This window comes from Rubripirellula lacrimiformis (genome assembly GCF_007741535.1).
In the GTDB taxonomy this organism is placed as follows: domain Bacteria; phylum Planctomycetota; class Planctomycetia; order Pirellulales; family Pirellulaceae; genus Rubripirellula; species Rubripirellula lacrimiformis.
This window is the reverse complement of record NZ_CP036525.1, coordinates 1,663,337-1,677,389: the sequence shown is the minus strand read 5'-3', so window position 1 is coordinate 1,677,389 and position 14,053 is coordinate 1,663,337. Positions and strand designations below refer to the sequence as shown.

At 59.3% G+C, this 14,053-nt stretch carries 7 protein-coding genes; 4 read left to right on the top strand and 3 right to left on the bottom strand.

The window, feature by feature from the left end:
- Nucleotides 1-19: 19 nt before the first annotated feature.
- The gene (locus tag K227x_RS05855; protein WP_145168664.1) at nt 20-1,084 is read left to right on the top strand and encodes an SAM-dependent methyltransferase; all 1,065 of its coding nucleotides are present in this window, start codon (nt 20-22) and stop codon (nt 1,082-1,084) included.
- Between the two features lie 1,091 nt (nt 1,085-2,175).
- Nucleotides 2,176-4,008 (top strand): IS4 family transposase, encoded by a 1,833-nt coding sequence (locus K227x_RS05850; RefSeq protein ID WP_145168663.1) that lies wholly within the window; start codon nt 2,176-2,178, stop codon nt 4,006-4,008.
- Between the two features lie 201 nt (nt 4,009-4,209).
- On the opposite strand, the gene ypfJ is transcribed toward K227x_RS05850, so the two are convergent.
- The 3 genes from ypfJ to K227x_RS05835 form a co-directional block, all read right to left on the bottom strand.
- A complete protein-coding gene (gene ypfJ, locus K227x_RS05845; RefSeq protein WP_145168662.1) occupies nt 4,210-5,064 on the bottom strand; it encodes a KPN_02809 family neutral zinc metallopeptidase in 855 nt (284 codons plus the stop codon).
- A 173-nt stretch (nt 5,065-5,237) separates the two neighbouring features.
- Entirely contained in the window at nt 5,238-6,992 is a 1,755-nt protein-coding gene (locus K227x_RS05840) for a TIGR03545 family protein (protein WP_145168661.1), read from the bottom strand.
- Nucleotides 6,989-7,912, bottom strand: a complete 924-nt coding sequence (locus K227x_RS05835) for a TIGR03546 family protein (RefSeq protein ID WP_145168660.1) — start codon at nt 7,910-7,912, stop codon at nt 6,989-6,991. Before K227x_RS05835 ends, K227x_RS05840 begins: the two co-directional genes overlap by 4 nt.
- Nucleotides 7,913-8,323: 411 nt before the next feature.
- On the opposite strand from K227x_RS05835, the gene K227x_RS05830 reads away from it, so the two are divergent.
- A complete protein-coding gene (locus tag K227x_RS05830) occupies nt 8,324-11,383 on the top strand; it encodes a PD-(D/E)XK nuclease family protein (RefSeq protein WP_145168659.1) in 3,060 nt (1,019 codons plus the stop codon).
- Nucleotides 11,380-14,043, top strand: a complete 2,664-nt coding sequence (locus tag K227x_RS05825; protein WP_145168658.1) for a UvrD-helicase domain-containing protein — start codon at nt 11,380-11,382, stop codon at nt 14,041-14,043. Before K227x_RS05830 ends, K227x_RS05825 begins: the two co-directional genes overlap by 4 nt.
- Nucleotides 14,044-14,053 lie beyond the last annotated feature (10 nt).

The following is a 14,053-nucleotide window of genomic DNA, read 5'->3' as shown; positions in this document are numbered from 1 at the left end:
CCGATCACCGAACCAACCGATGAATCCTGCTAACGACGCTTCCCCATCATTCGCGATGATCACCTGCGCCCACGGCGCCGAACTGGCCGTCAAACAATCGATTGCGGCCGAAGGATGGCGTTTGGCGTTCTCACGTCCTGGTTTTGTAACGGCCAAGCACGATTCCAGCCGGGTCTTGCCGACTGGAATCTTTGCCCGCACATCGTCGTGGTCGATCGGCCAAGCACGCAGCCAAGACGGTAGCGAACAGATCCAGAAGTTGATCGAGTCCCTGGAGGGTTCCGATCACGCAGGCCGTCCCTTTGATCAACTGCATGTGTGGAGCAAGGATCGAGCGGCGATCGGCCGGTTTGGATTTGAACCGGGAATCGACGAGGTCGCGGGGCTGGTGTCCGAGCAGGTGTTTGCCGCACTGAGCGACAAGTGGGTACGCTGCGACGCCGCCAATCGGATCGCCGAGCCTGGGGAATCGGTGCTCGATGTCGTCCTGGTGGAACCGTCGCATTGGTTCTTTGGGACTCATACCGCAACCACTTGGCCGACAAGATGGCCGGGCGCCGTGCAACCGATCAATCCCGCCGACCCACCGGTTTCGCGAGCTTACTACAAAGCGGCCGAAGCGATCACATGGTCGGGGTTCGACATGCAGCCGGGCGACCTGGCAGTCGAAATCGGCAGTGCACCGGGCGGAGCATGTGGCCGGTTGCTGGAACTTGGGATGCGAGTGATCGGGGTCGACCCGGCCGAGATGGATCCACGCATCGACGAGCATCCCAATTTCCGACACATCCAGGCTCGCGGAGGAGACCTGCCACGCCGCGAATTTCGTGGGGCAAAGTGGATGCTGGTCGATTCCAACGTCAAACCCGATCAAACGCTGGTCACCGTTGGCAACATCGTCACCAACCGCCAAAGCGATTTCCGCGGCTTGCTGATCACGTTGAAACTGGGCGACTACGACGCGTCCGAATCCATTAGCCGCTGGAAAGCCAAGGTCGAATCGTGGAAGCCCGAGTCCGTCGTCATCCGGCAATTGGCCCGAAACAAATGCGAAGTCTGCTTCGCCGTCGCGATGCCCGGCTAGGCGCTGCAAGCGAGTTAGCTGTGCCAGGCAACGGAGCATCCCAAGCGGCGTCTGATGGACGCCCCAAACGCGCGGGGGCGTTGCCCACGCGGTGAAACGATGCGCACGGCGGATACTCGCGCGGTACATCGTCCCCTGTCGTTTCACCGTGTGCCCGTCGGGCCACGCGGTGAAACGATGCGCACAGCTAATACTCGCGCGGTGCATCGTCCCCTGTTCGTTTAACCGTGTGCCCAGCGGGCCACGCGTTTCATCACGCCGACGCGCGGGGCGTTGCCCACGCGGTTAAACGATGCGCACGGCGGATACTCGCGCGGTACATCGTCCGCTGTCGTTTCACCGTGTGCCCAGCGGGCCACGTGTTTCATCACACCGGCGCGCGGGGCGTTGCCCACGCGGTGAAACGATGCGCACGGCTAGTACTCGCGCGGTGCATCGTCCCCCTGTTCGTTTCACCGTGTGTCCAGCGGGCCACGCGTTTCATCACGCCGACGCGCGGGGCGCTGCCCACGCGGTTAAACGATGCGCACGGCGGATACTCACGCGGCACATCGTCCCCTGTCGTTTCACCGTGTGCCCAGCGGGCCACGCGTTTCATCGCACCGACGCGCGGGGCGTTGCCCACGCGGTTAAACGATGCGCACGGCGGATACTCGCGCGGTGCATCGTCCCCTGTCGTTTCACCGTGTGCCCGTCGGGCCACGTGTTTCATCACGCCGGCGCGCGGGGCGTTGCCCACGCGGTGAAACGATGCGCACGGCAGATACTCGCGCGGTGAATCGTCCCCTGTCGTTTCACCGTGTGCCCAGCGGGCCACGCGTTTCACCGCACCGGCGCGCGGGGCGTTGCCCACGCGGTGAAACGATGCGCACGGCTAATACTCGCGCGGCACATCGCCCCCTGTCGTTTCGCCGTGTGCCCCGCGGGCCACGCGTTTCATCACGCCGGCGCGCGGGGCGTTGCCCACGCGGTGAAACGATGCGCACGGCTATACTCGCGCGGTACTTCGTCCGCTGTCGTTTCACCGTGTGCCCAGCGGGCCACGCGTTTCATCACGCCGGCGCGCGGGGCGTTGCCCACGCGGTGAAACGATGCGCACGGCGGATACTCGCGCGGTGCATCGTCCGCTGTCGTTTCACCGTGTGCCCCGCGGGCCACGCGTTTCACCGCACCAGCGCGCGGGGCGTTGCCCACGCGGTGAAACGATGCGCACGGCGGATACTCGCGCGGTGCATCGTCCCCTGTCGTTTCACCGTGTGCCCATCGGGCCACGCGTTTCATCACGCCGGCGCGCGGGGCGTTGCCCACGCGGTGAAACGATGCGCACGGCTAATACTCGCGCGGTGCATCGTCCCCTGTCGTTTCACCGTGTGGCCCGCGGGCCACGCGTTTCATCACGCCGACGCGCGGGGCGTTGCCCCTCTTTATCCTACACATCTTTCTTGAGACACTCCGTCCCTGACATTTCTTCAAGGGACGGAGATGATTCGATGTGTCCAGGATGGATTGAGGAAGAGACTCGGACATTGGACCTGGGTGACAAGCGTCGAAGTAAACGCTTCAGGCGAATTCTTGAGCAGTTCGATCAGGTAGCGCCCTCGACACCGGCGGCGTGCGGAGAAGTTGCAGACCTCACAGCCACTTACCGGCTTTTCAACACCCCCAGTGTGAACTGGATGGCAATTCTGCAGCCCCATAATCAAGCCACGATGGAGCGGTCAGCCAAGTACGATGTCGTCGTGCTGGCACAGGACACCACCGTTTGCGATCTCACCAAACCTTCGCGTCAAGTCGTCGGTGCCGGGCCTCTGGAGGACGTAAAAAAGCGGGGATTCTTTCTGCATCCGCTTTATGCCGTCACTCTCGATGGTCTCGTCTTGGGTTGCGTTGACCAACTTATCTGGACACGTGACTCGATTCGCCAAAACGTGGGCAAAGCTCAACGCGATCGCGAGATCAGGACCATGGCGTTTGAAGAGAAGGAAAGCGCTCGTTGGCTTGAACTGATGCAAAGCGGCGAACAGATCGCTCTGGCAAACCCTCAAACTCATTACATCGGCGTCTCGGACAGCGAATCAGACATCTACGAGTTGCTCATCCAGAACAATGATCTGGCCGAAAACTATGATTTCGTTATCCGCGGATGTCAGGATCGGCGAGTCTATCTTGGCTCTGCTGAACAACCCAAGGTGCTGAGCGAGGCGATTGCCGAAGTCCCTTTTTCGCACGAATTTGAAGTCAGTGTTTCGCCACGAAAGTCGTTAATTAGCGGTGAAAGCCGCAAACGCCGAAGCAACCGCGACGGCCGCACGGCAACGATCTCGGTTCGTGCGAAGACGGTTCAAGTGCATGGCCCGCAGCGTCCCGGCGGAAAGGTTGCTCGCGTGGAGCTTCAAGTTGTCGAAGCGGTTGAGCTTGATCCTCCGGTGGGGTGCGAGCCGATCCACTGGGTACTCTTTACTTCACTCGCGGTGACCAGTTTGGCTCAGATCGAGCTAGTTTTATCAGCATACTGCAGGCGCTGGGACATCGAGGTTTTTTTCAAGACGCTCAAGAGCGGGATGAGGATAGAGAAGCTGAAGTATCAAAGTATTGACGCATATTTGAACGCTGTGGCCGCCTTGATGATCACGGCATTCCGAGTCGAGCAACTTAAAAGCGCTTCGCGTGTCACTCCGGAGGCAAGCTGCGGGGCGATCTACGATGCGACGTTTTGGCAAGCGGTGATGACGGTCGTTGAAGGCGGTGTTTTGCACAGCGATACCCCACCGACGCTGAAAGATTTTTGTCGAGTGATTGCCAAACTAGGTGGCTACGTAGACCAACACGGGCAAGGACCTCCAGGCTCGACGACCATCTGGCGTGGACTGCTCAAAGCCCATGCCTACCACGAAGCCTATTTGGCAATCAAAGGCTTAAAATAGATGTGTAGGATAAAGAGGGCGTTGCCCACGCGGTGAAACGATGCGCACGGCGGATACTCGCGTGGTACATCGTCCCCCTGTTCGTTTCACCGTGTGCCCAGCGGGCCACGCGTTTCATCGCACCGGCGCGCGGGGCGTTGCCCACGCGGTGAAACGATGCGCACGGCGGACACTCGCGTGGTAAAACGATTCGGCTGCGGACTACAGCTGTTGGACTTCGAACGTGTTGCCCTGTTCGGGGTCGCCGGTTTGCAGGCCCTTCATGAACCAACGCACGCGTTGTTCGCTGGTGCCGTGCGTGAAGCTTTCTTGGTTGGCGGTTCCCCGGCTTCTCTTTTGAAGCGTGTCGTCGCCGATCGCCGCGGCGGCTCGCAGGCCTTCTTCGATGTCGCCTTCTTCCAAGATCCCCTTCTGTCGCTGGGCGTGATGGAACATGACGCCAGCGTAGAAGTCAGCCTGCAATTCCAAACGCACCGACTGTTTGTTGTATTCGACTTCGGACAGCCGACGCCGCATCTGATCCAGCTCGGATGTTTTGCCTAGCAGGTTCTGGACGTGGTGACCGACTTCGTGGGCGACCACATAAGCCTGTGCAAAATCGCCGGGCGCGTTGAGTTGCTGGGCCAATTGGTCAAAGAACGCCGTATCCAGATAGACCTTGCGGTCAGCAGGACAATAGAACGGGCCGGCGGCCGAGGTCGCCGATCCACAGGCGGTTTGCGTGCCGTGCTGGAACAATTCCAGCTGAGGCTTTTCGTAGACCAGCCCACTTTGGGAAAACAATTCTGTCCAGACATCTTCGGTATCGGCCAGCACCGTGGCGACGAACTCGCCTCGATCGATGTCCAATTGCGACAGTTCGGCGCCTTCGCCGGCCGCCGGAGCTTGGGCGGCGCCTTGGTTGGCCTGCTGCATCACTTGCCGCGGATCGCCCCCTAACAGGCCGACGATCATCGCCAAGATCAGGATGCCAATTCCGCCTCCGACTACGGTGCCTCCACTGACACCGCGGCGATCGACCATGTTTTCACTTTGCCGACGTCCACGCCACTTCATATCACCACCTGCGAAATCGACCGCTTGGCCAAAACCATAAAAAAGTGGGTGAAATCCTCTCGGACAACACCCACCAACGGTTCTTTTGTAGAGCCTTGCAATTCGGTTTGCCAGAGGGCGCCTCGATCGAAGTGCGTCGATTGGCCCCCAGCTTTCGTGCGGTGACGGCCGACTTAGCGGAGCTTGCTCTCCAGTGCGCTGCGAAGTCGGCTTCCCAGAAGAGCTTCCGCATCCCCGACTTCCGATAGCACTTTGCTGCTCATTTCCTCGATCGACTTGTCAGCACTGGCCAACAATGATCGAGCCTCGGTCGTCTGCGATCCAAGCCATTGGCGAAGTGCAATCGTTTGCTCGGCGTGAGCCTTTTCGATCTTGGCCGTCATCTTCTGCTTCGTTTCGCGAATCTGGCCATCGATAGCGTCCTGGGATGCCCGTCGCATCACCTGGCCCAGGTTCGTATTGAGCTTCATGTCCATATCGCGCCAAGTCCCAGCAAAGCTAGCATCGATCTCGATACGATCCACTGCCGCCAAACTGTCCCGCATGGAAACCACACCGGCGGCGTCGTTGAACTTTGGATCAACGTTCAGGTCCATTTGAACGCCCGTTTGTTTGCTGACCAGTCGACCCTCGATCAGATCGCCTTCGGTGCGAACTTGGACCCACAGTTCACGCTTGCCACCGTTGATCGCCAAACCGGCTTCGGCAGGGTTGCCGATCCGCATCGACTTGGCTTCCATTTCGGGCCAGTGCAGGGTGACCAAATCCACGTTGGCATGGTTGCGGCGGTCGCGCACGTATTCGACACGGACCACTTCGGGGCCTTCCAAACGCAAACGGGCTCTGGTTGGTTCGCCCAACAATTCCGGAGTGGGCGTCATGTTGTCGACCATCCCGGTCATCGAATAGACGTTGCCGCTGGCACGCATCAGTCCGCTGACCTCGCAGTGTCGGATCATCAGGTTGGGTTTCGAGACACGTTCCAAGTCATGATCGACTCCGCGGACTCGAACGCTTTCCGGTGCGACCACGGTGTAGTTGGCGAGTGCTCGTCCACCGTCCAAATAGGATTTGATTTGCTGGATCTGATCGCGGACGGCATCGGTAATGATTTCGACACCAAAGTCCGACGCGTTGCTGAGGTCACCAGGGACGTACTGATCGACTTTGGCGATATCGATCTGCTTGGCTTCATCGAGTGACGCCAGGTCCGATTGCAATCGTCCGGGCAGAGCGTCGATCGATTGGCGTACGGCGGCCAAGTCGGCACGAGCCGCTTTTGCCTCGGCCAAAGTGCGTTCGATTTCGACCCAGTCCCGAAGCGGATTGTCGATACCGCGGGCACGATCACGGATGCTGCGAATTTTTTGTTCTAGTTGGCGAGCACGAACGACCATCGCGTCGTACTCGGTTTCCCAGCGTTGGCGAATCTGCTTGCTGCGGCGAAGCGTTTCCAGGTCGTCGACCAAGCCTTCGGCTTGATCCCCCAGCTTGTCGACTTGGGCGCCCAACAGTTGCCCCAACAAGGATGGTCCGTCGTCCGAATCGTCAACGACTTCGGTCGTTTCGATGTGTCCCGACGTTTCGCGGTGTGAACCGATTTGCAATCCTGTGATGCGACCATCGCTGGCGACCCATCGTCGCTGCATCAATGCTTGGCCATCGATCACCAAGTCAACCGACTCGGCACGAATGGCGTCTCGCATCTCTTTGTCGTCGCGTGGATCAGCGATCCGCACGTCTTCATAGTGGACCGATGGCGGGAACAGTCCCACGCTGGTCTGTGCGATTTCAACCTTTGCGCCGGTGACCATTTCCACACCACGCACGGTGATGTATTTGGCAAGTGGCCCCAGTCCCCACCCAAGCAGGAACACGACGGCTACGACCACGATCAACCGGGTCAATACAAAACGCCAGCGAATCATGCCGATTTCCTTTGCTGTGAGTCACGCAATTGACGCAGCAGATAATTCAGTGCTTCGTCCATCGGTTGGTTGTCGTCATATTTGGCGGTTGCGGGCTGCCCCGTAGGGTCAACCGGCGGTGCACCATAGTGCGAAGGTTCGGACGAAGCTTCCTTGATCCGAATGACTTCGATTCGTGTTTCCACCGCAACTTGACGCTCTTCGCCGCCAGCGGGTGAATCCAATTCTTGGAAATCGATCCGGTGTCCCGATTCGGTGTACTGCGACCGTGTTGGTTGATCTACCAGGTTCGACGACGCCTGCGGTCGATCCATGGGATCGGTCGCTGGCAGCGGAGCCTGATGGGGTCGAGCGACGGAGGGATGCCCACGATCGATGACGGCCACCGGATGAAATTCCGGATGACGGCCCGATTCGGTACCCGCCGCAGACGAACGTTCGGACGCCTTGCTGGGGACAACCGCGACGTCGGCTTCGGCTTCTTCGTCGGCCGGTCGGAACATCCGAAAGACGGGATACGTGATCAGGAACACCGGCAATAGCGCCGCCGCCCCGATCAGAAAGCTGCCCATCACCACAGTGTTGTTCAGGTCGGTCCAGGGAACCATTGGCAACGCCCACAGACTGGCCAACGTGTCGGCCCATGCAGGGTTGGTTAACACCGTATTGCCAACTTCATGCGACAGTGGATCCAGCTTTGCGGCCAAGAACGACACACCGATCGCCGTCAAACCGGCAGCGGCGTGATTCAGTTTCAACGACAGCACAAGGATCAACAGCAAGACAGCCAGCAGATTGCCATGCGGGATGATCCCGAGTAGCAAGCCAAAAGCGACCGCCCAAGCAAGTTGGTGTGGATAACGTCGTCCGGCGATCGCTCGCCGGAGAGTGGTGAACAGTTTGATTGTCCAAAGAATCATGTCTGTGCGCCTCCATGCGCACGGCTAGTTCTGTGGGAACTCCTAGTCGCTTCTATCGGCTATCCATGCCCGAACATTCAATACGACCCGCAAATTTTTCCTGACTAGCCAAACCCTACCGATGGACAGATGCCTACCTGGCAGTTGCACAAACACCGTGATTTCCCGACCCATTCCGCTGATTTTGGCTCACGACCGACCGCTGAAAAGTTTTTTTGGCGAAACATGGCTCCGATGGACCAAACGTGTCAAAACGGTGTCCGACAATCGAATTTCGCCACGAAACAAAGAACCGCATAGGCTGCATGGATACCAAAGCGTCTGCTCGATTCGCTCTTACCAAAGAAACACGATCAGACGTATGAATGCAGACCAACCATGAACATGCTCCCTTCGTGAAACAAATTTGCTGTGAAACTATTCTCCACATCCTGTGAAAGCGTCTATGTCGGATGGGACCAACCGCTGTTGAACAACACGGTCGACTGGTTGGCGAACCGTTTTTCCGATGGCGCGGCGTTGGACCTGTCCGGGTTGTTGTGCGTGCTGCCGTCGTCGCGCGCGGCGGATCGATTGGGCGAACAACTCAAGCGGCATGCGGCTGCAAACGGGCAATCCTTTCGCCGCCCCGAAATGATCACGATCGGTCAGTTGGCCGAACGGTTGTACGAACCGACATTGCCGCTGGCGTTGGAATTCGAACAAACGCTTGCCTGGGCCAACGTTCTTCGCCAATTGCGATCCGATGAACTGAGCCCACTGATTCCGGTGGTCCCGCCCCCCGAACCCTTGTCGCCATGGCTAGAACTGGCCGGGATGTTGCGTCGGCTGCACGAAGAACTTGCCGCCAGCGGGCTGTCGTTCCACGATGTTCACGAGGCTGCTGAATCGGAGTCCGAGAAGCGACGCTGGAAACTGTTGGACCATGTCTGCAAGCGTTACCTGTTGGCGTTGGACGAAGCCGGCGTGTCCGACCCGCATGCCCAGCGCCGGTTGGCGTTGGTCGACGAGCGCTGCCAAACTCGCAAATCGGTCGTATTGATCGGCACCAGCGATCTCAGCGACGCGTTGATTTCGATGTTGCGGAATTTGGACAGCGAAGTCTTTTCGATCATTGCGGCCCCACCATCCCAAGCCGATCACTTTGACGAATTCGGCTGCGTTGTGACCGATCGCTGGATCGAACATCAGCTGCCTTTATTGGATGTGCACTTGGTTTCGGCCGGCGACGTGGCCGATCAAGCGCAAGCGGTGTCGGAAACCTTGGCCGAATTCGCCGATCGCTATTCGGCAGACCAAGTCACCGTGGGCGTGACCGACCCGACCCAGGTTGGCCCGATTGAAATGCACCTTCGCGGATGCGGCGTTCACACTTTTCGGCAAGTCGGATGGACCGTTTCGCAAACGTCGATTGGCCGATTGCTTAGCCTGACCGCCACTCACCTGCAGCGGCGAACCTGGCAATCCCTCGCCGCCTTGGTACGCCATGCCGATGTGAACCGATGGATCACTGCCGAACTGGGTGAACCCAACGCGGACCGCTGGCTGACACAGCTAGATCGTTTGCTGGGTGATCACTTTCCGGTTCGCATCGACAAACCGCTGCCTCCCAAAGCGGTCGAGTCGGCGCCGTTGGCGATCGCAATGGCGAAACAAATCGAAAAGTGGCTGGCCCCCTTTGCCGCATCAAGTGGTGGATCGGCATCGACCGGCGGCATCGTTTCAACCGGCGGGGGGGGGGAACGACCGATCGCACAGTGGAGCCAATGGATCGGCCAATGGCTGCGATCTTTGTATGGCATCGACGAACCGACGGATCCCGAATCCGTGGATCTGGACTCCGCAAATCTGGAGCCCACCGATTTTGACGCTGGTCCAGTCGGCGCGAGCGAAACGAAGGCCGATCCGATCGAAGCAGTCACCGACCAGGAACCGGACACCGATGGTGAATCGGATCCCGCGATTGATTCCGGCGCCGATCGCAGTCGCACGTCGATCGCGCTGGATGCAGCCCTGAAATTGATCCAGCGTTTTGTCGATCTGAATGATGGCTTGGACCTGGAGATGCCTGGCGCCGCGGCGATCGAAATGCTGGCCGTTCGACTTGGCGATGTTCGAATTGTCGGCACCGCGAAACCGGACGACGTCGAAATCCTAGGCTGGTTGGACTTGGCTCTGGACGATTCGCCCGCGATGACCGTTGTCGGTCTGAACCATCCATTCGTCCCCGGCGCCACCACGGCGGACCCGTTTCTGCCCGGTTCGCTGCGCACCAAGCTGCGAATGATGGACAACGATCGTCGTTATGCCCGCGACGTGTATGCGATGCATCTGATGCTTTCCACTCGCCAAGACATTCGTTTCATCGTCGGCAAGTCCGGCGCCGATGGATCACCGACTCCGCCAAGCCGGTTGTTGGCGGCTGCGCCGGCCAAGGATTCAGCGCGACGCGTTCGCATGTTGCTTGAAAAGCAAAGGCCAAGTTTTCCGATTCATCATCAGTGGGATCAACCGCCGGCGACCACGGGAACACCGTCCGAAGGGTCGCGTCTACCGATTCCCGAGTTCGATCTTTCGGGCAGCGATGACATCGTCAAAACCATGAGCGTGACAGCGTTTCGCGACTACTTGGCGTGTCCCTACCGGTTCTATCTGCGGCATGTGCTGCGTCTGAAACCGCTGGATGATGCGACCACGGAATTGGCAGCCAACCAGTTCGGCGACCTGGTCCACGGCGCGCTAGAACGATTCGGCGAATCCAGCGATCGGGACGAGGAAAGTGCCGACCGTATTACGAAGCGATTGATCGAACACTTGCACGAATACACCGACGAATTCTATGGATCCGACGCATCCACAGCGGTCGCGATCCAAGTCGCCCAAGCCGAGCGACGACTGCAGGCGGTCGCCGTCGCCCAGGCCGAACGCAGGGCGGCCGGTTGGACGATCCACGCATCCGAAGCCTCTGTCAGCGAAAAAGACGGGTCCGGCATCGAAGTCGATGGAAAATGGATGGGGCTGCGAGGCCGGTTTGATCGCATCGATCATCACGCCGCGACCGATCGGTGGGCCATCCTGGACTACAAAACGCACGGCCATAAACCCGAAAAGAAACACTTGGAAAAGACCGCTTCGGGACTCCGTTGGATCGACCTGCAATTGCCACTTTATCGAATGATGATTCCGTTTCTGGGGATCGAGGCGCCGCCACGCGAAGTCGCGTTGGGATACTTCAACGTCAGCGAAAAGGATGACGAAACTCGCATCAATTTGGCCGAGTTTCCTGAACCGCTGATGGACCAAGCCGAACAGATCATCCACGATTGCATTCGTGGAATCTGGGCCAAAGAATTTGCTCCCACGTCCGGATCAGTCGACTTCGATGACTATTCGATGATCCTGCAGACCGATGTCGCCAGCCGAATGATGGCAGCAGCCGACGCGATGGACGCAGCGGAGAACCCATCATGACGGACTCTCAACCCAACATCGACGTGAATTCACTTTCGACGACCGCCAAACCTAGCCCCAAGAGTGATTCGATGGACGATGGCAATCTGCGTCCTACCCTTGTCCGCGCATCGGCCGGAACCGGAAAGACGTATCGATTGACGGCGCGCCTGCTTCGAATCCTGTTGCAGGGTGCCGCGCCCGAAACGATCCTTGCCACCACGTTCACACGCAAAGCTGCGGGCGAGATCCTGGAACGGGTGCTACTGTCGCTGGCACGGGCGGCCGACGAATCGGATCCCGATGCCCTGGACGCGCTGCGCCAACAGGTCGGTATCCCCACATTGCCGCGTAGCGTTTGTCTAAAGCTGCTAGAGACCTTGCTGAAGAACATTCACCGGCTTCGGATCTGCACGCTAGACAGTCTGTTTTCGCAACTAGCCCGATCGTTCCCGTTCGAACTAGGCCTGCCACCGGCTTGGCGATTGACCGACGAAATCGAAGAGGCATGGCTTCGCGAACGGGCCGTCGATTCCGTCATCGCGATGCTGGACCGTGGCGAAATGATGGCCGTCCTATCGATGCTGGGCAAAGGAGACATCAAGCGATCGATCGCCCGCGAACTGTTGCAGGTGGTCGAGGCTGCCTACGGTAGCCAACGGCTCGCCGGACCGGATGTGTGGAAGAAATTGATCGCTCCGAAACTGCCCGAATCGGCCGAGATCACCCGTGCGGCGGGTGTGATGCGGATGGCCCAACCCAAACAGAAACGGCATCGCGACAAACTGGAAAAGATGGCCGAAGTCCTGGAACTGCGGCAGTTTGATGCGTTCGCCGGCGACACCATGATTGCCAACATTGCGTCGGCGCGTCGGAGCCATGGCGAAGTGCTGTATTACCGGGCTCCGTTCCCCGAAGGCGTTGACGAAGCATTCGATGTTGCCTACGCGGCGGCCAAATCGGATGTGCTGTCGCGAATGAGTGCCCAGAACGAAGCTACCGGAACGGTCATCGGTGCCTACGATCACCATGTGGGACAACTGAAACAGTCCGGTCGATCGATCGGATTCGAAGACGTCGCCATTCGGTTGGCCGCAGAGTTTTCGCGACTGGACCAACATTCATTGGCACAGCGGATGGACGGCGCCGTGGACCACTTGCTGCTGGACGAATTCCAGGACACTTCTCCGGTGCAGTGGAGTGTACTGCGACCGATGGCGATGCGCTGTGCCGCGGTGGAATCACCGCGTGAGAACCATTCCGGTGACGAAGAACGAACCGTCCCCAAGTCGTTCTTTTGTGTCGGCGATACCAAGCAAGCCATTTACGGGTGGCGTGGTGGTGTGGCCGAGATCTTTGATGCGGTCGCCGACGAGGTCCCGGGGATCACCGAGGTCGAACAGAACACCAGTTTTCGCAGCAGCCCCGTTGTTGTCGACGCCGTCAACGAAACATTCAAAAACCTGGGGCGTCATTCGATCTGTGACGCCGCAGATTCCCGCGACCCGACTGACAAAGCGATGTACGAAGCGGTCGCAGTGCGTGACTTCGCACGGCGATTCCCAGTTCACTCGACCGCCAAATCGGATCTGCCAGGCCACTTTCAACTGGAAACCTGCAGCGCAGTTGAAAACGGTGATTCGGCAGCTCGCCAACGGGCGTGTTTCGAAGACGCAGCCCGCATCGCTGCCGAGATCAATGCCGCCAACCCGGACCGATCGATCGGCATCCTGACTCGCACCAATCGTGGTGTCGCCCAGCTGATCTACCTGTTGGAACAAATGGACGTCGATGTCAGCCAAGAGGGTGGAAACCCGCTGACCGATTCGGCAGCCGTCGAAATGGTGCTGTCGGCGCTCATGATGGCGGAACATCCCGGCGATGGACGATGGGCGTTCCACATTTCGGCAACCCCGTTGGCCAAGGTGCCCGGTTTTGGCGCGGACTTCGTGCGTGCGATGTGTGATGACCGAGGAATCCCGGAAACGATTGAATTCCTGGCGGGCCAATTGGCGCCACTATGTGATGCTCGCGAAACACTACGATTGAAACAACTGACCAGTCTGGCACTCGGGTATCAGCAGAACCCCGCGCCGCGGCTGCGTGACTTTGTCCGGATGGTTCGCGAGAAACGAGTCGAACGTCCGCAAGCGGCGCCGGTCCGCGTGATGACGGTTCACCAATCCAAAGGACTGGAATTTGATGCCGTGATCCTGCCGGAACTCGATGGCGCGTTGACTCGCGCCCGCGGCGGTTGCGTGCCGGACATCGACACCCCCAGTTCGCCACCGAAGGGATTGTCGCGTTACATCGGCAGCGCGTCCTGGCACTTTTTGCCGGCGACTTGGCAACGCGCGTTTGGTCGCCAAGCCGAGGGTGCCATGACCGAAGCGCTCTGCCTGCTGTACGTCGCCATGACTCGTGCTCGCCAATCGCTGCGAATCGTGATCCAGCCGACGAGCAAAAAAGCGTTTGCGACCCGAACGGCATCGTCCTTGATCTATCACGCGCTGCAGTGCCAAGAAGACCCCACCGAACCGGCGACGGTGCTGTACAGCCAAGGCGATCCCCAGTGGATGGGTTCGCCCGACCCCGACAGCGTCACAGCCAGAAACGACGCGTCGGCTAGCGAACGCGAAGCGACCACGATCCGTTTCCGGCCCCCCGTAGACGCCGCCTGACACACCGCGG